Origin of the sequence: Lentibacter sp. (assembly GCF_965657785.1) — a bacterium.
Lineage (GTDB): Bacteria > Pseudomonadota > Alphaproteobacteria > Rhodobacterales > Rhodobacteraceae > Lentibacter.
Window position 1 is genome coordinate 122120 of record NZ_CBFHPP010000005.1, and the last position, 21255, is coordinate 143374.

The window sequence follows — 21255 nt, forward strand, 5'->3', positions numbered from 1 at the left end:
ACCGCACGCCCCCTTAACCAAATTTCCCTAACAGAAATTAACGTTTAGCCGGTGCACGGGGGTGCACGCCTTGTGCACGGGTTTCACCCCCCCTTTTTAGGAGCGAGCGCCGCTCTTTACCAAAGTTAACAAATCAACAATTGACCTTCTCAAAGCGCCGCGCCACTGTCCCCTGCGATCAGGAGACACTCATGCCCAAACAAGCCTCACTTTTCACCCCTGTGCTTCTCACAGGCTGCGTGATTATCCTTGTGTCCTTTGCCATTCGGGCCAGCTTCGGTGTCTTCCAAATACCCATCGCACAAGAGTTCAACTGGCCCCGCGCCGAGTTCTCCCTTGCCATCGCCCTGCAAAATCTCGCATGGGGCATCGGCCAGCCGTTTTTCGGTGCGATTGCCGAGAAAATAGGCGACCGCAAGGCCGTCATCATCGGCGCTTTGGTCTATGCGGCGGGGCTTGTGCTCTCGTCTTTTGCCGTTAGCCCGCTTGAGCACCAACTCTATGAAATCCTTATCGGATTTGGCGTTGCAGGCACGGGCTTTGGCGTCATTCTCGCGGTCGTTGGTCGCGCCAGCTCGGATGAAAACCGCTCCATGTCGCTGGCGATTGTGACAGCTGCGGCCAGCGGCGGGCAGGTCGTCGGCGCGCCTATCGCCGAGTATCTTCTGGGCTTCATGTCATGGCAGGATGTCTTCCTCGTCTTCGCCGCCGCCGTGCTGGCGCTGATCATGCTCTTGCCCTTCATGCGCGCGCCTGTCGCGGCCACCAAGCAAGAGCTTGAAGACAGCATGGGAACGATCCTCAAACGGGCCGCGCGCGACCCGTCTTTCACCCTGATTTTCCTCGGCTTTTTCTCCTGCGGCTACCAGCTTGCCTTCGTGACAGCGCATTTCCCCGCCTTCGTCACAGAGATGTGCAGCCCCATCGTCTCAGGCTCCATGCTCGACACCATTGGCATCTCCTCCACCTCGGCTCTGGGCGCTGTCGCGATCTCGCTCATCGGCCTTGCAAATATCGCCGGAACGCTCACTGCGGGCTATCTCGGCAAGCGCTACTCCAAGAAATACCTGCTCGCGAGCATCTACCTCGCGCGCACATTCGTGGCCGCCGCCTTTATCCTCACCCCCATGTCCCCCGCCACCGTGCTGATCTTCTCGGTCGCCATGGGCGCGCTCTGGCTGGCGACCGTTCCACTGACCTCGGGCCTCATCGCCCATATCTACGGGCTGCGCTATATGGGCACCCTCTACGGGATCGTCTTCTTCTCCCACCAGCTCGGCAGCTTCCTCGGCGTCTGGCTCGGCGGGCGGATGTATGACATCTACGGCAGCTATACCGCCGTCTGGTGGTTTGGCGTGGGCGTCGGGCTGTTTTCCGCACTCGTCCATCTGCCCGTGCGTGAAAAACCCCTGGCTGCGGCCGCTTAAAGGGCTTCGAATTTCGCTTCGCGAAATCCGACCCGCTGGGGGCTTTGCCCCCAGATACAGGCTAAGCCGGGGGACTTTGTCCCCCGGACCCCCTAGGATATTGAGAGCAAAAAGAAAGGGCTAACGTTGGCGCCAAGCCTCAAGGATATAGCGGCTTGTCATCAGGTCAAGATGGGCACCACCGCCATTTTTGAAGAGTGTAATTTCGCTGTCTGATCTGCGCGTCATCTTTTCGGGTGTGTAATAATCCGCGATCAGATCTTCGCGCGTGATCACGCCGGTTTGCAGCGGAATTTCGATCTCGCCGATATGGCCGATGGTTGTGTTGTAACTGTCCACAAAAAGGCGCGCGCGCGTCAGAGCCTCGTCATCGGCCTCGCGCATATCAGGGCGATAGGCGCCAATCAGGTCGATATGTTGCCCTGCCTGCAGCCATGCGCCCAGGAGGTTCGGCTCTGTGACCATTGTGGCAGAGGTGATGATATCGGCGTCTTTCACAGCCGCCTCCAAGCTCTCGGCCACCTTCATGCCAGGATACTGCGCCGCCATCTTCTCGGCGTTGGCGCCTGTGCGGTTCCAGACCGTAAACTCTGCCTCGGGAAAGCCCGCGCCGTACGCCTGCCGCAGCGAGCGCCCGACGGTGCCTGCGCCAATGATCAGGATCTTGCGGCTGTCCTTGCGCGCGAGTTTGAGCGCACCGAGCAGCGAGTCTCCCGCCGTCTTCCATTTGGTTACAAGATGAAAATCAACGATCGCTTCAAGGCTCCCGTCTGCGTCCGAATAAAGGCTCACGCCCCCGCCCACCACAGGCTTGCCCACTTGCGGATTGTCAGGGAAAATCGTCGCTGATTTCACAGCAATTCCCATCCCGTCGATCCAGGCCGCACGGCTCAGGAGCGTGTCTTTGCCACGGTAGAGAAAGGTATCGCCGATCTCGGCCTTGGGCAGGGTGTGCCCCGCCTCAATCGCCTGCGTCAGTGCCACCCAGTCGAGCAGTTGTTCACCCTCATGAAAGGGAACCATTTCAAGACTCATCTCGCAGCCTCCTCGCTGAGCAGCCCTTGTGAAACCAGAGCTTGCGCCCAGCTGTCCTCGCTGTCAACGCGATGGGTCTGCCAGCCCCGCGCGCGGGCGGTGGCAAGGTTGTCGTCGCGGTCATCACCGAAGAGAAGCCGCTCAGGCGCAATACCGCAGTCGGCCTCAACAGCAGCATAAATCGCTTCAAACGGCTTGCGCATCTTCATGTCTCCCGAAATGTAAGCGCGGTCAAACTCAGCCAGAAAAGGATGCGCCTCAACGCTCCACTTGAAGTTCTCCGCGCCGAAGTTTGACAAGGCAAAGACAGGCACACCCGCCACTTTCAAGGCGCGCATGAGCCGCACAGAGCGGTGCATCACTTGAGCGGTCATCGGGAGCCACTCATCGCGCAGCATCAGAAGCTCATCGGCAAAATCGGGGTGTGTCCGAGCCGCTGCCTCAATGCTCTCAGAAAAAGGCGCGCCAGCGTCGATCTCGTTCATCAGCCCGTGCAGATCGTAGCCCGCAAAGAAGGCCTCCTGCCGCTCGCGCCCGAGGCGCTGCGCATAGTAGCGCTCCGGCTGCCATTCGATCAGCACATTGCCGATGTCAAAGACAACCGCCTCGATCACGTCGCAGCCTTGCGTAATTCCCGCTCCAGCGCCTCCAGAAAGCGCGAGCGGTCGGTCTTGGAAAAGGCTTTGCCGCCGCCTTGGCGAAACGGGTCTGCCGCGCGCAAATCATACATCAAATCGCGGGTGGCCAACACATTGCCAATATTGGCCGCCGTGAGCGCCTCGCCATTGTGCTTGAGAACTTGCGCCCCCGCCTCGACACATTTGGCCGCCAAAGGGATGTCGGATGTGATCACCACATCGCCTTTCCCCGCCCGCTCGGCGATCCACATATCAGCAATGTCAGGCCCGTCAGGCACAATCTCGTGGCTCACATAGGGGTTGGCCGAGGGCCGCAGCCCCCCGTTGCTCACCATCACAGCCATGATCTTGTGGCGCGTCGCCACGCGCTCCACTTCGTCCTTCACAGGGCAGGCATCTGCATCGACATAAATCACGGCTTTTTCTGCACCTTGAACTCATCAGGGATAGGCATACGGTTAAACGCATCCAGCCCCGCAATTTTATAGGCCTCCGCCAAAGTCGGATAGTTGAACGTGTTCTTCACAAAGTAATCAACCGTGCCCTTAAGATTGAGAACAGCCTGCGCAATATGGATCAGCTCGGTCGCGCCCTCGCCGACAATCTGCACGCCCAAGACACGCCGCGTCTTCAGGCTCACGAGCATCTTGAGCATCCCGTGCTCAAGCCCCATGATCTGGCCACGGCTGGTCTCGCGAAAGCGCGCCACGCCGATTTCGTAAGGGATTTCGCGCTCCTGCATCTCTTCCTCAGACATCCCGCAGGTGCTGATCTCTGGCACAGAATAAATCCCGTAAGGAAACCACGGGCTTTCCCCCAAAGTCGGCGTCTCCAGCGCATGGCAGCCCGCCACGCGGCCCTGCTGAAGCGAGGTCGAGGCCAGCGAAGGATGCCCGATCACATCGCCCGCCGCATAGATATGGGGCACTTTGGTCTGATAGCTCTTGCGGTCGACTTCAAGCCGCCCGCGATGGTCTGTCTTAAGCCCGACAACATCAAGCCCAAGCTTGTCTGTCGCGCCCATGCGCCCTGCCGCAAACAAAAGCATATCGGCGCGCACATGGCGTCCGTTTTCAAGGCTCACTTCCACATGGGTCTTGGCATCTTCGATCTTGGTGATCTGTGATCCCAGCCGCAGATCGACGCCGTTTTCCTTGATCTGATGGGTAAAGTCCGAAATCAGCGCCGCGTCGATAAAGTCCAGAAAGCTGTCGCGCGGCTCGATCAAAGTGACAGTAACATCAAGCGCCGAAAACATCGTGGCATATTCAACCCCGATAACACCCGCCCCCACAACAACAAGCGAGCGCGGGATCTCGGACATCTCCAGAAATTCGTCACTGTCCACAACCGTGCGGCCATTGAACGGCACATAATCAGGCCGATAGGTCTTGGTTCCCGTGGCAATCAAAAACTTGTCGCCCGTGATGCGGCTGGTGTCGCCCGCCTCGGTCGCCACTTCAATCTCGTTTGGCCCGACAAACTTGGCCATGCCGAGAAGCGTGTCGACATGATTGCGGTTGAACTGGTGCTCCAGCACATCCACTTCATGATCGAGCGTCATATGTAGCCGCGCCTTGAGGTCGCCCGCGTCGATATTGTCTTTCACACGGTAAGAGCGCCCGTAAAAGCTGCGCTCACGATAGCCCGACAGGTTGAGCACGGTCTCGCGCAAGGTCTTTGACGGGATCGTGCCCGTGTGAACAGACACCCCGCCCAAACGGTCCTTCCGGTCCACAACAAGCACCTTGCGCTTTAGCTTGCCCGCCTGAATGGCCGCCGCGCGCCCCGCAGGGCCGGAGCCAATGATGATCAGATCATAATGCGCCATAAATAGTCCTTATGCGTAAAGTGCTTCGGCATGAAAGGCCATGTGGTCTTCCATATAGCTAGACACGAAGAAATAGGAGTGGTCATAGCCCTTCTGAAGGCGCAGCGTGGCCTCTTGGCGGCGCGCATTGGCGGCCTCGGCCAGCGCCTCGGGCTTAAGGAGGTCGATAAACTGGTCGTTTGTGCCCGTGTCCACGAGCACAGGCCCGTCAAAGCCCACCTCGCGCATCATCAACGTCGCATCGTGGCGCGCCCATGCGGCCTCGTCTTTGCCAAGATAGGCCGTCAGCTGCTTTTTGCCCCAATCGCTCGCCGTAGGGTGACAGATCGGTGAGAAGGCCGAAACAGAGCGATACTGCCCCTTGCGTCCCATCGCCAGCGTGAGCGCGCCATGCCCGCCCATGGAGTGCCCCGTGATCGCCTGACGCTCCGCATCAATCGCGAACTCTTGCGCCACAAGCGCAGGCAGCTCCTCGGCCACATACTCCCACATCTGGAAATGCGGCTTCCAGGGGTCTTGCGTGGCGTTGACATAAAAGCCCGCACCTTGGCCAAGGTCATAGCCGTCATCATCCGCTACACCCGCGCCGCGCGGCGATGTATCAGGAAACACAAGCGCAATGCCCTGCTCGGCGGCCCAGCCCTGCGCGCCGGCCTTCACCATGGCATTTTCGTGGGTGCAGGTGAGGCCCGACAGATACCAGAGCACAGGCACAGGCCCGTCGCGCGCCTCTTCGGGCAGAAACAGCCCGAAGGTCATGTCACAGCCCGTGGCTTTGGAGGCATGGGTATAGACCCCCTGAACCCCGCCAAAACACTTGTTTTCTGCTACTGTTTCCATGGGCCGTGCCTCCGCTCTTCGTCAAATTCGCCACCAGCCATAACAAGGCCAGCCTGCGGGGCCTATCCCAAAACGGTCAATCTTCGCTTAAAACAGTCATGATTTCGCTCAAAGGTTTCTTTTTCTTTGCGCTTTGGGGCACAGTCGCATCCGCCGCCGCATGGCCCACCGCGAGGATCATGATCGGCTTTTCGTGCTCGGGCCGCCCGCAAATATCGCGCAAGAAGTTCATCGGCGCAGGCGTATGCGTCAGGCACGACAGCCCCGCATGATGCAGCGCCGCAATCAGAAAGCCCGAGGCAATCCCCGTGCTTTCAGGCACATAGTAATGCTTGAAGCGGCTGCCATCCTCGCGCAGCCCATAGCGCTGCGCAAAAATCACAATCAGCCAAGGCGCGTCTTCAAGGTGCGGCTTGCTCACACCGGTGCCAATCGGCTCCAGCGCGCTGAGCCACTCGTCGCCAGCCGCGCCCGCATAAAAGCGCTCTTCCTCTTCTTCGGCGGCGCGGCGGATCTCGGCTTTGATCTTCGGATCAGAGATCGCCACAAAATGCCATGGCTGGTGGTTCGCCCCGCTCGGCGCAAGCCCGCCCGCCGCGATACAATCGTCAATCACTGCACGGGGCACAGCCGTCGTCGCAAAGTCGCGCACGGTGTGGCGGCGGCTCATCTCGGCGCGAAAGCCCTCTGCCGCAGCGCGCATTTCCGCGTCGCCCTTGCTGATATGATCAGGGATCGGGATCGGTTCGTAATCTTTGCTCATCATAGCCTCAATAGAGTGTGGTGACCCAAGCAATCACAGCCGAAACCGTCACAATGCTCACAGCCGTAGACACAAGAATAGAAGCCGAAACCCGATGCGGCGCAACCCCGTAATGCTGGGCCAGAATATAGACATTCCCCGCCACAGGCAGCGAGGCCGCCGCAATCATGACCGCCGCAGGATAGGGATCAACAGGAAACAGAACCAGCGCCCCAAAGGCCACAAACAACGGGTGCAGCACCAGCTTGCAAAAGCTGAGCCAGCTCGGAACAATGATCCGCTCCGCCGATTTTGACGCCAGCGAAGCCCCGATGGCGAACAATGCGCCAGGTGTGGCCGCCGCGCCCAAAATGCTGACAAATTCATTGACAGGCCCCGGCAGCGGCACGCGGCTCGCCGACCACAAAAGCCCCAGCACAATCGAAACAATCATCGGGTTCTTCAATAGCCCGAGACCGACCGTCTTCAAAATTCCAAGGCTCATCCGCCCGTCGCGCGCCCCCGTGATCAGGATCACAACCAACGAGCCAAAAACAATCAGATCAATCGCCAGCAAAAGCATGATCGACTTGACTGCCTCATCCCCCATCAATAGCGCCAGCATAGGGATCCCGAGAAAGCCGACATTGCCAATCGCCGCACATTGCGCCTCGATCGCGGCCTCCTCCACACTGCGCCCGAGATAGAACGAAACCGCCATCGCAAGCCCATAGACAAACGCCGTGCCCCAGAGATAGGCCGCAATAAAACGCCCATCAACCAGCTCGGCAAAGCTCAGATTGGCCGCAAAGCGAAACAACATCGCCGAGAGCGCAAAATAAAACACAAACTTGGTGATATAAGACGTCGCCTCTTCGCTGAAAAACTGCGTCTTCCCAGCGCCATAGCCCAGCGCAATGATGGCAAAAAACGGCAGTGTTTCCAGAAAAATCTCGATCATGTCTTTTTCCTAAAGCGTTTCAAGATAAACTTAAATGCCCAGTTTCGCTAAAACACCCACACCCTTAAGCCGTTGTGCAGCGTTTCCTGATAACCCTCTTTCAGGTTCAGGCAAAAACGCTTTAGGGTCAGACGAAAGCAACATCAATCACAATTGCGCAGCTTACAAAGGCCCCCCAGATGCTCAACGCCTTTTTGCTTCACCACCGCGACACAGATAATGTCGGTGATCTGGCCTCTAGCCCCGCCAACTATTTTGAGTTCGGTCAAAGCGCTGTTGCGGCCTTTGGCGGCCCCGTTCCCGAAACAGAACGGCTCATCATGGGTGGCGGCCAAATCTGGAAATCCTGCCTTCGCACCCAGCGCCGCCACGCCCGCCGCGCCAAACATACCATCCTCTGGGGCGTCGGGATCGGCCCTCAGGCCCTACGCTCGCCCGACTACGCCGAGATGCAGGCGAGTTGCTCCCTGATAGGCACACGCTGCTCAGGCTTTGAAGACTTGGGCGCGCGCTATGTCCCCTGCGCCTCGGCCATGTCCGAGCATTTTGACACAGCTCCCGCCCCCAGCCACGATCTCGTCATGTTCGCCCACGGGCGCTACTCCGATGACATCCCCCGCCGCGCAGGCACACCCGAACTCAGCAACCTAAATATTTCGCTCAAAGACGCGATCCACTTTATCGCCAGCGGCGACACCGTGCTGACAAACTCCTATCACGGCACCTACTGGGCGCTGCTTCTGGGCCGCCGCGTGATCTGCGTTCCCTTTTCCCAAAAGGTCCGCTTCTTCCCCGACCCGCCCACTCTGGCCAAGCCCCACAACTGGCAAAAACACATAGGTAAAGCCCGCCGCGCCGAGGGCGCACTGGAGCAAGCCCGCGCCCTCAACCGCGCCTTCTATGACGATGTGATGAACCTGTCCTAGCCGCCGCCGATAATGACACCCGCCGCAAAGACAAGCGCGCCACCAAGAACAACCTGAAAGGTCGCCCGAAAGAAAGGCGTGTCCATAAAGCGGTTCTGGATCCAGACAATCGCCCATAGCTCGACAAACACCACGATGATCGCAAGCGAGGTCGCCGTCCAAAAATCGGTGATCAGATAAGGCAGCGCATGGCCCAACCCGCCCACCGTTGTCATGATCCCGCTGGCAAAGCCGCGCTTCCAAGGGCTGCCCCGCCCCGAAAGCGCGCCGTCATCCGAGGCCGCCTCGGTAAAGCCCATAGAGATGCCCGCGCCCACCGAGGCCGCAAGCCCGACCAGAAAAGTGGTCCATGTGTCCTGCGTGGCAAAGGCCGTCGCAAAGATCGGTGCAAGCGTGCTCACCGAGCCGTCCATCAGCCCCGCCAGCCCGGGTTGCACCCAAGTCAGCAAAAACTGCCGCTTGGAGCGCGCCTCTTCGCTCTCAAGGCTCGCCTCATCAAGGTGTTCGTCGCTCAGCTCGCCTGCGCGCCGCTGATGGCCCGCCTCCGCCGCCGCCAGATCGCCCAAAAGCTTGCGGGTGTCCGCATCTTGCGTGCGCTGCGCCGCGCTCAGATAAAACCGCTCCGCATCCCGCTCCATCGCTTCGGCTTCCTCGCGGATCCGCTCGATCCCGAGATTCTCGATCAGCCAGACAGGGCGGCGCGCATAATAGCCGGCCACGTGCTCGCGGCGCAAAAGCGGGATCACCTCGCCAAAGCGCTTGCGGTGCAGCTCGATCAACGCCTGCCTGTGGCCGTCTTCTTCCTTGGCCATCCCGTCAAATACCTTGGCCGTATCCGGAAACTCCGCACGCAGCTGTTGAGCATAATTGCGGTAGATTTGCGCATCGTCTTCTTCTGAGGAGATCGCAAGCGCCAGAACTTCCTGCTCCGTCAAATCCTTAAATCTGCGTCGCTGCGTCAAAAATCGCATGGTAGCCTCCAACTTAGAACCATTCTAAATTATGCCAAGCTATGCGCCAGGCTTCAAGCAAAATCCCTTGCTGCACCTAAACTGTTCCGTTTAACCTTGCGCAAGCAAAAGGCGCAGCATGACCCCTCTCACAAGCCACACCCCCGCCAAAGGGCGCAAATACGAAGACGTGCTCAGTGGCGCGCGCGAAATCTTTCTGCGCGACGGGTTTGAAGGCGCCTCCGTCGATGAAATCGCCCGCGCCGCAGGCGTCTCCAAAGCCACGCTCTACAGCTACTTTGCCGACAAGCGCGAGCTATTTCGCGAAGTGACCCGCGTTGAATGCGAGCGCATGGCCGAAACCACATTGTCCCGGATCGACTTTAACGCGCCGCCGCGCGAGGTCTTCACAGCCGCCGCCCATAGCCTGACACGCTTTGTGCTCTCGGACTTCTCGCTCCAAATGTTTCGCACCTGCGTCGCCGAATCCGCCCGCTTCCCCGAGCTGGGCCAGGCCTTCTACCAGAACGGCCCCGAAATGGGCCGCGCCCGTATGGTCGTCTATCTCAAGCTGGCCATCGCGCGGGGCCAGCTCTGTGATGTTGACCCCGACATGATCGCCGAACAATTCTCCGAGCTTTGCCGTGTGCGCCTCTGGACCCGCGCCATCTTTGGTGTCCAAACAGAGTTTTCCGAAGCCGAGGTGAACGAGGTCGCCAGCCACGCCGTCGAAACAGTCCTCGCCCGCTACGCGCTCTAGCCAACACCACATCCAAAAGGACAGCCGATGTCAAACCTCATGTCAAACCTGCTGAAAGTCGCGCCCGCAAGCGCCCCCGAAGTCGAACGCCCCGCCCCCGACAAAGTGATCTCGGGCGATCCTGTCTTCACCACATGGAACCTTGAGGAGACAGACGGGCTCTATGCGGGGATCTGGCAGTCCACTGTCGGCAAATGGCGGGTCTCTTATGACGAGTGGGAATATTTCCGCCTGCTTGAAGGCGTCTCGATCCTGACCGACGCCGAGGGCCACGAAACCCGCCTCACCGCGGGCGACAGCTTCATCATCCGCCCGGGCTTTTCAGGCACATGGGAGGTGGTGGAAACCACCCGTAAGGATTACGTGATCCGCCTTTGATCCAGAGGCAACGCACGCTCGGTTAAGTTAATTTCGCTTAAGACTTTCCCGTTTTGCCGGTGCACACATGGTGCACGGGATGTGCACGCTTATCACCCCCCTGGACTCAGCCCTGATCGGAAAGGTTAACACCTCAAAACGCAGCTCGAAAAACCGCTTTTTCTTTCCAAAAATATCCCGAGGGGGAGATTCGTAAGCCGCTAGGCTTATGAATCGGGGGAGCAGCGCTCCCCCGATGGGTCGGATTTGCAAAGCAAATCCGAAGACTTAGCCAACCACGTTGAACGCAGGCCCATAAGGATAGCCCGTGATGTTCTCGTTGCCGTCTTCTGTGATGATCAGAATATCATGCTCCCGATACCCGCCCGCGCCGGGTTCACCCTCCGCAATCGTCAACATCGGCTCCATAGAAATAACCATTCCTGGCTCCAGAACCGTGTCGATATCCTCGCGCAATTCCAGCCCCGCCTCGCGACCATAATAGTGGCTCAAGACACCAAAAGAATGGCCATAGCCAAAGGTCCGGTGCTGCAAAAGCTGGTGCTCTTCAAACAGCGCGTTGATCTTATGCGTGACTTCAGAACAGCTCGCGCCGGGCTTGAGAAGCGAGATGCCAAGCTCATGCGCCGCCACATTGGCCTCCCAGATTTTCAGGCTCGCCGCATCCACTTCGCCGACAAACATTGTCCGCTCAAGAGCGGTGTAATAACCTGAAATCATAGGAAAAGTATTGAGGCTCAGGATATCGCCGCGCTCAAGCTTGCGCGCCGTCACAGGGTTGTGCGCCCCGTCCGTATTGATGCCCGATTGGAACCAGACCCAGCTGTCACGATACTCCGCATCAGGGAAGCGTTTGGCAATTTCCATCTCCATCGCGTCCCGTCCGGCCATCGCCACATCAATCTCGCGCGCGCCTTCCTTCACAGCGTCGCGAATGGCATAGCCGCCCACATCAGCAACCGCCGCACCAGCGCGGATCATGACAAGCTCGTCGGCTGATTTATGCATCCGCTGCACCATGGTCGCGCCCGCAATATCAACAGTCTTGGCAGGCGAGAGGAAGTCACCCAGCTTGGCCATCTGCACCATGCTGATATGGTCGCCCTCATAGCCGACAACGCGGCCCGCGCCCGACACAGACAGAACCGCGCGCCAGTAATTGTCGCGCTGCCAGTCGGTGTAGGTGATGTTGTCACAAAACGAGCGCCGCCAAGGCTGTCCCGCGTCGATTCCAGCCGAAATCGTTACACATTCTGACGCCGTCACGACCAGCCCGTAAGGCCGCCCGAACGAACAGTAAGTGAAGCCCGAATAGTAAGAAACATTGTGCATAGAGGTAAAGACAGCCGCCTCAACCCCCATGTCTGTCATGATTTTGCGCAGCTTCGCGATGCGCGCTTCATATTCGCTCACCGCAAATTGTAGCGGCGCTTTTTCACCGTTGTGAAAACGGTACATTTCTGGACGTGCAGTCATAATGACCCTCCTTAGCACAAGAAAGGTCCCGGCGTTCAGGACTAAGTTATAAGTCGCTTCAAGTCAGGCGGCGCCACCGCCCTCGCGTGCTTTCTCATTGCTGATTCTGCGCAATCTGGCAAGATAAATCGAAACAGTGAAGGAGACATCCAATGCCCCAAGCCGGCCCGCTCAATCTCATTACAGATGTCGCAGGCCTACGCGTCGGCAATGCCTCTGATCTTCATGTCAAAACAGGCTGCACCGTGCTCCTCTCTGATGCGCCCTTTACCACAGGGGTGCACGTCATGGGCGGCGCCCCGGGAACCCGCGAGACAGACCTTCTCGCCGCCGACAAGACGGTTGAGCAAGTCGATGCGCTTGTCCTGTCGGGCGGCTCTGCCTTCGGACTGGACGCCGCCTCTGGCGTGGCGGATGCCCTGCGCGCTCAAGGGCGCGGCTTTACCGTTGGCGATCAGAGAGTGCCCATCGTGCCCGCCGCGATCCTGTTTGATCTGATCAATGGTGGCAACAAAGACTGGGAGGAAAACCCCTACAAGCGCCTTGGCCGCGAGGCCCTCGCCAATGCAGCTCGCAGCTTCGAGTTGGGCCGCACAGGCGCAGGCACAGGGGCCACAACAGCCACGCTGATGGGCGGGCTTGGCTCCGCCTCTGTTGTGCTGCCCTCGGGCCATACTGTCGGCGCGCTGGTCGCTGTGAATGCGCTCGGCTCTGCCACTGTCGGCACAGGCAAGCACTTCTGGGCCGCCCCCTTTGAACTTGGCGACGAATTCGGTGGGTGCGGCCTGCCAGCCGCCTTCCCCGAACCGCATATGCCAGCCACCAAACTGGCCGCTCATGCCAACACAACCATTGGCATTGTCGCAACAGATGCCACGCTCACCCAAGCCCAATGCACACGCCTTGCCACAGCGGCGCATGACGGCTACGCCCGCGCGCTTGTCCCGTCCCATACGCCCATGGACGGCGACCTGATCTTTGCCGCAGCCACGGGGGCGCGCCCTCTGGAAAATCCCATCGCCGATACGCTCTATCTGGGCCACGCGGCCGCAACCGTCATGGCCCGCGCCATCGCCCGCGCGATCTATGCCGCCACGCCTCTAACGAACGATCCCTTACCAGTCTGGCAGTCGCTCTAGCCGAGCAAACGCGCCAGCATCTCACTCTCTGCATCTGCCAATCCATCCACCACATCAAAGTGGTGCTTGCCTGCCGCCTCCACGAGGTCACAGCCCCAAGCGTCACTGAGCCAGCCCGCCTGATCCAGAAACGCGGGCCGCTCGGCCCCGCCGACCCAAACGGTCACGGGGCAGTCCACACGGTCTTCCATAAAGATCGGGCTTTCCGCCACAGCTGCGGCCTCATCCAGCTTAAAATCGGCGTTCATCGAGGTCTGCATAAGCGGGCGCAAATCGGACAGCGGCGAGATCGGCATCACATGAGAGAGCCGCGCCGCGATAGTCTCAGGCAGCATCCCGCGCGCCAGCATCCGCGCCACGAGATGGCCGCCCGCCGAGTGCCCCGTCAGAGCAATCGGCCCCGCGACAGCCTCCGCCGCAAGGCTCACAGCTTTCGCAATCTCACGGGTGATCCCCGCAATCGACGTCTCGGGGCACAGCGTATAACTCGGCATCGCCACAGCCCAACCGCGCGCCAGCGCCCCCGCCGCCAAATGCGACCAATAGCTCTTGTCAAGCATCCGCCAGAAGCCCCCATGCACAAAGATCAGCAAGCCCTGCGCCTCGCCTTGAGGGCGAAACAGATCAAGCCTCTGGCGCGGCTCTGGCCCATAGGCCAAGTCAAGCTCTGCGCCCTCAACCTTGTCGCGAAACTCGGCAGCAGCGGCCGCCCATTTTGGCGGGAAGCTCTCCCCGTCAGGAATATAAGCCGTATTGGCATAAGCGTCGTCGAGCCCCATCGCTCCCTCCAATTTGATCAAATCATCTGGACAAACCTATGCGCAAATGGTTTCCCTTGGCGAGATACAATCGCGCGGAGGCTGCTATGCTTGATACACCCACAAACCTCAAATCCTTGCTCAAAGACCCGTCACTCCTGAGAACACAGGCCTATGTGAACGGCGCATGGATCGACGGCGAGGGCACATTTGATGTGGTTAATCCCGCCCGTGGCGATGTGATCGCGCAGGTCACAGACCTGACACGCGCACAAGTCGCCGAGGCCATTACCGCCGCCGAAGTTGCGCAAAAAGACTGGGCCAAATGGACCGGCAAAGAGCGCGCCGCCGTGCTGCGCCGCTGGTTTGATCTGATGGTCGAAAACACAGATGACCTCGCCACAATCCTCACTGCCGAAATGGGCAAGCCCCTCGCCGAGGCCAAAGGCGAGATCGGCTATGGCGCATCCTTCATCGAGTTCTTCGCCGAAGAGGCCAAGCGCATCTATGGCGAAACAATTCCGGGGCACCAACGCGACAAGCGCATCACCGTGATCAAACAGCCCATCGGCGTGGCGGCCTCGATCACGCCTTGGAACTTCCCCAACGCCATGATCACCCGCAAGGCCGCGCCCGCGCTCGCCGCTGGCTGCGCCATGGTCGCCCGCCCCGCCGAGCTGACGCCGCTGTCTGCCCTCGCCCTTGGCGTTCTGGCCGAGCGCGCAGGTATCCCCGCTGGCGTGCTCAACATCGTGACAACATCTGACGCCTCCTCAACAGGCATGGAGTTCTGCGAAAACCCGACGGTGCGCAAACTCACGTTCACAGGCTCCACAGCCGTAGGCCGTATTCTCCTGCGCCAAGCCGCCGATCAAGTGATGAAATGCTCCATGGAACTCGGTGGTAACGCTCCGTTCATTGTTTTTGACGATGCTGATCTTGACGCGGCTGTTGACGGCGCAATCATGTGCAAGTTCCGCAATAACGGCCAGACCTGCGTCTGCGCCAACCGCATCTATGTTCAGGCAGGTGTCTATGACGCCTTTGCCGAAAAGCTCGCGGCCAAACTGGCCGATATGAAAGTTGGCGACGGCATGGAAGACGGCACGGTCTTTGGCCCGCTGATCAACGAAAAGGCCGTCACCAAAGTGCGCAGCCATATCGAAGACGCCCTCTCCAAAGGCGCAAAAGTCGCCTTTGGCGGCTCACAGCACAACCTCGGCGGCACGTTCTTCCAGCCGACAATCATGACAGGCGTCACCCAAGAGATGCAGGTGGCCCAAGACGAAACCTTCGGCCCCATGGCCCCGCTCTTCAAATTTGAAGACGAAGACGAAGTGATCGCCATGGCCAATGACACAATCTTCGGCCTCGCAAGCTACTTCTACGCCAAAGACCTGAGCCGCGTTTACAAAGTCGCCGAAGCCCTTGAATACGGGATCGTCGGCGTGAACACTGGCATTATTTCAACCGAGATGGCCCCCTTCGGCGGCGTCAAACAGTCAGGCCTTGGCCGCGAAGGCAGCCACCACGGCATCGAAGACTACCTCGAAATGAAATACATCTGCATGGCGGTCTAAGCGGCCTCCTACCTTAAAAAAAGGGCGCTGGAATTTAAGCCAGCGCCCTTTTCTCTATTCAAAGCAATCAGTTTACAGCTTTCGCATCGACGACATCTGCCGCGCTGGCGGGGGCTGAGGCGATCATGATACGCCTTGGCTTCAGCGCTTCGGGCACTTCCTGCACAAGATCAATATGGAGCATCCCGTCCGCATGGCTCGCGCCTGTCACGCGCACGTGTTGCGCAAGCTGGAAGCGTCGCTCAAAGGCGCGCGTTGCAATGCCACGGTGCAAAAACGTCCGCTCGCTCTCGTCTTCGGCCTTATTGGCCGACACAACAAGCGCGCTCTCCTTCACTTCCACAGACAGGTCAGCCTCCGAAAATCCGGCCACAGCGATAGAAATTCTGTAGCCATCATCAGCTGTTTTTTCGATGTTATAGGGCGGGTAGCTCGCCTGCCCCATATCCTTTGCCATAGCGCGGTCCATAAGGTCGGCGATCTGGTCAAAGCCGACAGTGGCGCGGTAAAGCGGGGTCAAATCAAAGTTACGCATGGGTCATCCTCCATTGAGCGATTCCAAAGGTGCAGCCTTCCAAACTGGACAGGCCGTAAGGTCGCAAGACCCATCATTGGCATCTTGCATCTCTCATAATGGGAATAGAAATTTAGGGTTTCAAGAGGGCGCTCACCCAGCTTAGTTCTTGATAAACTTCGCGCCCGTGTCGCGTGACTGGCCCACGGTGATACGGTTCATCCTCGGGCCTTTGTCCTGAAAGACACCGCCCCCCGCCGCAAGCTCGGCGCGCAAAAGTGCTAAGGGCGTCTCAAGCTGCGTGCCAAGCGAAACAGGCAGCCCCTCGACTTCGGCCTTGGCCGACACAACAGAGACAATCCGCGGCGTGCCATCTCGAAAGCTGAAGATCGGCGCGCCAGACGAGCCGAAATCAACTGTGCAGGAGGTCACAAGAACACCCTGTTGGCGCGCCAGAACCCCGCAAACCTCTTGCAAGCTCGGCGCTTCGGCACGGTCCAGCGCATAGGACACAACGCCGATTTTGTCGCCCTTAGCGGGGCGCTCGTCTGTGGCAAACGGGATGATCGTGGTGTTTCGAATGGGGTGATGCAGCTCCAAAAGCGCCACATCGTTGCGCACGCGCTCCGCCGTGGCCTTGCTCGCATAATCATACTCAGGATGCACCACAGCCCGCTTCACCATACGATATGCCGAGGCGCGCCCGTTGCGCCAGCCCGCGAGAAATTCGATCTGCCCATGATCAATGCGCTTTTTGGTGCCTGCGCTGTAAAGACAATGCGCCGCCGTCAGAACCAGATTGGGCGCAATCAGAGCGCCCGTGCAAAAGCCTTTGCCGTCGATATTGAGCCGCCCGACAGCTTCCCAGCCACGGCTGTCATCCCCCGTATCAAGCCGCTTCAGAGTGGCAGATTGCGCATTTGGAGGGCTTGCCGCCAGCACAAGCAACACAGAAAAAAATAGAGCGCGCAGAAGCATAAGGTCTGAAGCCTTTTTCAATCCAGAGGGCCGAGCTATCGAAAACTTATGGCAAAATTAGGGCATCCGCCCTCAACGCGTCAGCGCACGCGGCTTTGGCCCACCAGTCGCCCAGTCCAGAAGTTCCACCGTATGCACAACAGGAACACCAGTGCCCCCGCCGATTTGCATCATACAGCCAATATTGCCCGCGGCAATCACATCGGGCTGTTTTGCTTCAAGCGTATCCACTTTGCGGCGCTTCAGCTCTTTGGAAATTTCGGGCTGCATGAGATTATAGGTCCCCGCCGAGCCACAACAAAGGTGGCTGTCCGCAGGCTCGACAACCTCAAATCCGACCCGCTTCAGCAAGTCTTTCGGGAAGGTCTTAATCTGCTGGCCGTGCTGCAAGCTACAGGCCGCATGATAGGCCACACGAATGCCCTTGGCCGCGCCTTCGGGCAAGTCGAGCTGCATCAAAAGCTCGCTCACATCCTGCGCCAGATCCGCCACCTGCGCGGCCTCTTCGGCCTTACCACTCTCGCGGAACATATGACCGTAGTCTTTCACAGTCGTGCCACAGCCCGAGGTGTTGATCACAATACTGTCAAGCCCGCCCCCATTGGCCTCGGCCACCCATGCATCAATGTTCTTTTCCGCCGTCGCGTGGCTCTCTTTGGTCTTGCCCATGTGATGCGTCAGCGCCCCGCAACAGCCCGCGCCCTCGGCGATCACAACTTCACAGCCAAAGCGGCGCAACAGGCGGATGGTCGCATCGTTGATATCGGTGTTGAGCGCCTTCTGCGCACAGCCCGTCATCAGCGCGACACGCATCTTCTTTTCGCCCTTGGGCTGAAATGTCTGCGGGTCGTCATTGCGGCTCACAGGGGGGATGTCTTTCGGCGCCATCTCAAGCATCGCGCGCAAGCGTGCATCAGGCACAAGCGCCTTGAACGGCTTCGCAATCTTTGCCCCCAACAGCGCCAAACGGAAGCGCATCGGATAAGGCAAAATCTGCGCCAGAACCCAACGCAAGGCGCGCTCTGTGATCGGGCGTTTGTAAGTGTTCTCGATATACTCGCGCGCATGGTCGACAAGGTGCATATAATGCACCCCGCTGGGGCAGGTCGTCATACAGGCCAGACAGCTCAGGCAGCGGTCAATGTGCATGACCGTCTTCTTGTCGGGCACACGCTCGTTCTCGATCATATCCTTTATCTGGTAGATCCGCCCACGCGGGCTGTCGAGCTCGTCACCAAGGATCTGATAGGTCGGGCAAGTCGCCGTGCAAAATCCGCAATGCACACAGTTTCGCAAAATCTCATTGGCGCGCGCCGTGCCAGAGTCCTTGAGCTGCTCGGGAGTAAAATTCGTTTGCATCAGCCAGTCATCCAATCTGCCGCCGCCAGCCCGATCCATGGGATCACAGAGGCCATAGCGCCTATCGCTTTTGTCAGGGCCAAGCCCCGTGTTGTGTTCACCCGTCGCATCACGACACGAACGCAAAGCGCCACGGTCCCGACCCAGGCAAGCCAAAGCATCGCCAATGTCTCAAGCCCCGGCGTGCGCGTCACAAACAGAGCCGCCGCCAGCAAAGCCGCAACAACAGCCACCCCTAAAACAAAGCTCGTTTGCGTGGCGGCCTTCTGGGTCAAAAAGAGCACAAGCAGCGGCCCGCCCAAAAAGACTGTGAAATATGCCGTGCCATAACTCATCCCCGCGCCATCAGCTGAGGATTAAACAGCCCTTTCGGATCAAACCGCTGCCGCAAGCCCGCGCTCAAGCGCGCAACCCCTGCCGCTTCAGGCTGAAAAGCACAGGCCTCAAACGATCCTTTGATGCGTGTGGCGTGACCGCCATGTGCCGCACAATAGCTCTGCGCAAAATCGGCAAGGCTTTCTTTGTCAGAAGCCAGCCAAGCCAGCCCGCCACCCCAGTCAAGCTGTGTCTCAAAGTGGTGCTCGGCCTGAGCCGCCGCTAAAAAGGCGGGCATATCCGTGGGCCGCAACGAAACCCGCGTCACAACAGCATGGCCTGCAAAAGCACGCAGATCGCGCAGATCCTGCCAAAGCGTTGCCGAGGCTTCGGCGTCCAGCCGCTCCACCGCGCCAAAGCGGGCAAGCACTGCCTCCAGCGCATCCAAACGATATGCCACCGAAGGCACAAAGCCCTCAATGCGCAAATAGACAGGCCCGTTTTGAGCCGCGCCCGTCACCTCATAGGGCGAGCCAAGCGCCGCCGACATCGCCTCAACAGCCGCCGCCGCATCTGTGACATGAACAGCCAGCGTCGCTTCCGTTTCAGGGCATGGCATCACCTTGAGGCTCACTTCGCTCATCGCCCCCAGCGTGCCCCAAGACCCCGCCATAAGCTTCACAAGGTCATAGCCCGTCACGTTTTTCATAACGCGGCCACCGTTCTTCAAGGCGCGGCCCGTCCCGTCAACAAAGCGCACCCCAAGCGCAAAGTCGCGGCACGCGCCCACAGAAATACGCCGTGGTCCGCTTACATTTGCCGCCACGGCCCCGCCAATCGTGGGCGCGCCCTGCGTGCCCAAAAGCACGCGGTGATCCATAGGCTCAAACGAAAGCCGTTGCTTCTCTGCCGCCAAAAGCGCCTCGATCTCTGCCATCGGCGTCCCCGCCTTGGCCACAAGCGTCAGCGCGCCCGGCTCATACTCTACAACCCCCCTGATCCCGCTCATGTCGAGAACATCTTGCGCCGTCGTATGCCCAATCGCGCGCGTGCCGCCGCCTTGGACTTTCACAGGCGCCTGCAGCCCAGCCACAATCTCGGCCAGCTCGGCCTCAGTCTTGGGGGTAAATTTCATATCCCTACTCCGCCGCAATCCGTCGCGCCTCACTTGAGGCCAGCGGGAAAACTTTAGCAGGGTTCAAAAGCCATTTGGGGTCAAACACATCCTTCACAGCCATCTGCATATCCAGATCATCTGGCGCAAACTGATCGAGCATCAAATCGCGCTTCTCGATACCAACACCGTGCTCGCCCGTCAGACAGCCGCCCACTTCAACACAAAGCTTGAGCACCTCCGCGCCAAAGGCCTCGCAAATCTCAAGATCGCCAGGCTTGTTCGCATCATACAAAATCAGCGGATGCATATTGCCGTCGCCCGCATGAAAGACATTGCCCACAGCAAGGCCGTATGACTTGCTCATCTCGCCAATCCGCTTCAAAACATAAGGCAACTGGCTCACAGGAATCGTGCCATCAAGGCACATATAATCGCTCACCTTGCCAATCGCCGAGAAGGCCGCCTTGCGCCCCGCCCAGATGCGCCCCGCCTCGTCCGCACTTGTCGCTTTGCGAAATTCGACAGGGTTATGGCGCTTGGCAATCTCGTGAATGAGACCCAGCTGATGCTCGATCTCGGCCTCGCTGCCCTCCACCTCCACAATCAGAAGCGCCTCGCAGTCAGGATATCCCGCACAGGCATAATCTTCACAAACCGCAATCAGCATACGGTCCATAAACTCGATCGCCACAGGCAGAATGCCCGCCTTGATAATGTCAGAGACACAGGCCCCCGCCACTTCGTTGCTGTCAAATCCAATGAGCACAGGCCGCGCGCCCTCCGGCTTGTGCAAAATCCGCAGCGTGGCTTCGGTAACAACGCCAAGCTGCCCCTCGCTGCCACAAATCAGGCCGAGCAAATCAAGCCCGCCGGCATCCAGATACGCCCCGCCAATTTCGACAATCTCGCCATCCATCATCACCATGGTCACGCCCATGAGGTTGTTGGTTGTCACCCCGTATTTGAGACAATGCGCCCCGCCCGAGTTCATCGCGATATTGCCCGCAATCGCACAGGCCAGCTGGCTTGACGGATCAGGCGCATAGAAAAAGCCCGCGCCCTCCACAGCCCCAGTGACAGAGAGGTTCGTGCGCCCCGTTTGCACACGAATAACGCGGCTGGCAAAATCCGTCTCCAGAACAGCATTCATACGGCTCACGCCCAAAATCACACTGTCCGCCGTCGGCATCGCCCCGCCCGCAAGCGAGGTCCCCGAGCCGCGTGGCACAACAGGCACATCCATCTCGTGACAAATCTTGAGCGCTGCCGCCACCTCCTCGGTCGTGCGCGGCAAAATCGCAAGCATCGGCGGGCAGCGATACGCGGCAAGCGCATCACACTCATAGGCCTTGAGCGCAATATCTTCGGCAATCACCCCCGCTTTGCCCAAAGCCGCGGTCAATCGCTCCACCAGTCTGGCTTTTTTGGCAAGGATCACGGGGTTTGGCTGAGGCATCTGCATAAGGCATCTCCATAATTGGTAAAAGAATATTACCAACCGCCCCGCAGCTCAACTCATTTCCGCAAGAAA

The 21255-nt window shown here is 59.2% G+C and carries 22 protein-coding genes; 6 read left to right on the forward strand and 16 right to left on the reverse strand.

Features of this window, described 5'->3' with window-relative positions; translation table 11 throughout:
• Positions 1–191 precede the first annotated feature (191 nt).
• On the forward strand, positions 192–1427 hold the full coding sequence (locus tag ACTF58_RS04965; RefSeq protein ID WP_438990860.1) for an MFS transporter: 1236 nt from the start codon (positions 192–194) through the stop codon (positions 1425–1427).
• 120 nt (positions 1428–1547) lie between these two features.
• Here ACTF58_RS04965 and ACTF58_RS04970 read toward each other — a convergent pair whose 3' ends face one another.
• The 7 genes from ACTF58_RS04970 to ACTF58_RS05000 all read right to left on the reverse strand — a co-directional run bounded on the left by ACTF58_RS04970 (position 1548) and on the right by ACTF58_RS05000 (position 7474).
• Positions 1548–2462, reverse strand: a complete 915-nt coding sequence (locus ACTF58_RS04970) for an ornithine cyclodeaminase family protein (protein ID WP_438990861.1) — start codon at positions 2460–2462, stop codon at positions 1548–1550.
• Positions 2459–3076 (reverse strand): HAD family hydrolase, encoded by a 618-nt coding sequence (locus ACTF58_RS04975; RefSeq protein ID WP_438990862.1) that lies wholly within the window; start codon positions 3074–3076, stop codon positions 2459–2461. The genes ACTF58_RS04970 and ACTF58_RS04975 overlap by 4 nt, the downstream gene beginning before the upstream one ends.
• Positions 3073–3516 (reverse strand): YaiI/YqxD family protein, encoded by a 444-nt coding sequence (locus tag ACTF58_RS04980; protein ID WP_438990863.1) that lies wholly within the window; start codon positions 3514–3516, stop codon positions 3073–3075. Before ACTF58_RS04980 ends, ACTF58_RS04975 begins: the two co-directional genes overlap by 4 nt.
• Entirely contained in the window at positions 3513–4931 is a 1419-nt protein-coding gene (gene sthA / locus ACTF58_RS04985) for a Si-specific NAD(P)(+) transhydrogenase (protein ID WP_438990864.1), read from the reverse strand. The genes ACTF58_RS04980 and sthA overlap by 4 nt, the downstream gene beginning before the upstream one ends.
• A gap of 9 nt (positions 4932–4940) precedes the next feature.
• Positions 4941–5771: an S-formylglutathione hydrolase gene (fghA, locus tag ACTF58_RS04990; protein ID WP_438990865.1), complete on the reverse strand. Its 831-nt coding sequence runs from the start codon at positions 5769–5771 to the stop codon at positions 4941–4943.
• Positions 5772–5847: 76 nt separating this feature from the next.
• On the reverse strand, positions 5848–6537 hold the full coding sequence (locus ACTF58_RS04995; RefSeq protein ID WP_438990866.1) for a nitroreductase family protein: 690 nt from the start codon (positions 6535–6537) through the stop codon (positions 5848–5850).
• 4 nt (positions 6538–6541) lie between these two features.
• Positions 6542–7474: an AEC family transporter gene (locus ACTF58_RS05000; RefSeq protein WP_438990867.1), complete on the reverse strand. Its 933-nt coding sequence runs from the start codon at positions 7472–7474 to the stop codon at positions 6542–6544.
• Between the two features lie 179 nt (positions 7475–7653).
• Here ACTF58_RS05000 and ACTF58_RS05005 point away from each other — a divergent pair, with 179 nt between their 5' ends.
• Positions 7654–8400, forward strand: a complete 747-nt coding sequence (locus tag ACTF58_RS05005) for a hypothetical protein (RefSeq protein ID WP_438990868.1) — start codon at positions 7654–7656, stop codon at positions 8398–8400.
• Here the strand turns inward: ACTF58_RS05005 and mbfA are convergent.
• A complete protein-coding gene (gene mbfA, locus ACTF58_RS05010) occupies positions 8397–9371 on the reverse strand; it encodes an iron exporter MbfA (protein WP_438990869.1) in 975 nt (324 codons plus the stop codon). The two genes, ACTF58_RS05005 and mbfA, sit on opposite strands and share 4 nt — an antisense overlap.
• A gap of 118 nt (positions 9372–9489) precedes the next feature.
• Between mbfA and ACTF58_RS05015 the strand changes: the two genes are divergently transcribed.
• Positions 9490–10110 (forward strand): TetR/AcrR family transcriptional regulator, encoded by a 621-nt coding sequence (locus ACTF58_RS05015; protein ID WP_438990870.1) that lies wholly within the window; start codon positions 9490–9492, stop codon positions 10108–10110.
• A 27-nt stretch (positions 10111–10137) separates the two neighbouring features.
• Positions 10138–10488, forward strand: coding sequence for a cupin domain-containing protein (locus ACTF58_RS05020; protein WP_438990871.1), 351 nt, complete (start codon positions 10138–10140; stop codon positions 10486–10488).
• Positions 10489–10755: 267 nt separating this feature from the next.
• On the opposite strand, the gene ACTF58_RS05025 is transcribed toward ACTF58_RS05020, so the two are convergent.
• A complete protein-coding gene (locus tag ACTF58_RS05025) occupies positions 10756–11964 on the reverse strand; it encodes an aminopeptidase P family protein (RefSeq protein WP_438990872.1) in 1209 nt (402 codons plus the stop codon).
• A 152-nt stretch (positions 11965–12116) separates the two neighbouring features.
• Here ACTF58_RS05025 and ACTF58_RS05030 point away from each other — a divergent pair, with 152 nt between their 5' ends.
• Positions 12117–13103: a P1 family peptidase gene (locus ACTF58_RS05030; RefSeq protein ID WP_438990873.1), complete on the forward strand. Its 987-nt coding sequence runs from the start codon at positions 12117–12119 to the stop codon at positions 13101–13103.
• Here the strand turns inward: ACTF58_RS05030 and ACTF58_RS05035 are convergent.
• Positions 13100–13882 (reverse strand): alpha/beta hydrolase, encoded by a 783-nt coding sequence (locus tag ACTF58_RS05035; protein WP_438990874.1) that lies wholly within the window; start codon positions 13880–13882, stop codon positions 13100–13102. The genes ACTF58_RS05030 and ACTF58_RS05035 overlap by 4 nt on opposite strands.
• Positions 13883–13968: 86 nt before the next feature.
• Between ACTF58_RS05035 and ACTF58_RS05040 the strand changes: the two genes are divergently transcribed.
• Positions 13969–15441, forward strand: a complete 1473-nt coding sequence (locus tag ACTF58_RS05040) for an NAD-dependent succinate-semialdehyde dehydrogenase (RefSeq protein WP_438990875.1) — start codon at positions 13969–13971, stop codon at positions 15439–15441.
• 67 nt (positions 15442–15508) lie between these two features.
• Here ACTF58_RS05040 and ACTF58_RS05045 read toward each other — a convergent pair whose 3' ends face one another.
• From ACTF58_RS05045 to ACTF58_RS05070, 6 genes are all read right to left on the reverse strand, one after another.
• A complete protein-coding gene (locus tag ACTF58_RS05045) occupies positions 15509–15976 on the reverse strand; it encodes an Hsp20 family protein (RefSeq protein WP_438990876.1) in 468 nt (155 codons plus the stop codon).
• A 141-nt stretch (positions 15977–16117) separates the two neighbouring features.
• Positions 16118–16933, reverse strand: coding sequence for a trypsin-like serine peptidase (locus ACTF58_RS05050; protein ID WP_438990877.1), 816 nt, complete (start codon positions 16931–16933; stop codon positions 16118–16120).
• Positions 16934–17005: 72 nt separating this feature from the next.
• Entirely contained in the window at positions 17006–18292 is a 1287-nt protein-coding gene (gene glcF, locus ACTF58_RS05055) for a glycolate oxidase subunit GlcF (protein ID WP_438990878.1), read from the reverse strand.
• Positions 18292–18627 carry a hypothetical protein gene (locus ACTF58_RS05060; protein WP_438990879.1) on the reverse strand — a complete coding sequence of 112 codons (336 nt, stop codon included), beginning with the start codon at positions 18625–18627 and terminating at the stop codon, positions 18292–18294. Before ACTF58_RS05060 ends, glcF begins: the two co-directional genes overlap by 1 nt.
• Entirely contained in the window at positions 18624–19742 is a 1119-nt protein-coding gene (locus ACTF58_RS05065; protein WP_438990880.1) for an FAD-binding protein, read from the reverse strand. Before ACTF58_RS05065 ends, ACTF58_RS05060 begins: the two co-directional genes overlap by 4 nt.
• A gap of 4 nt (positions 19743–19746) precedes the next feature.
• A complete protein-coding gene (locus tag ACTF58_RS05070) occupies positions 19747–21186 on the reverse strand; it encodes an FAD-linked oxidase C-terminal domain-containing protein (protein ID WP_438990881.1) in 1440 nt (479 codons plus the stop codon).
• Positions 21187–21255 lie beyond the last annotated feature (69 nt).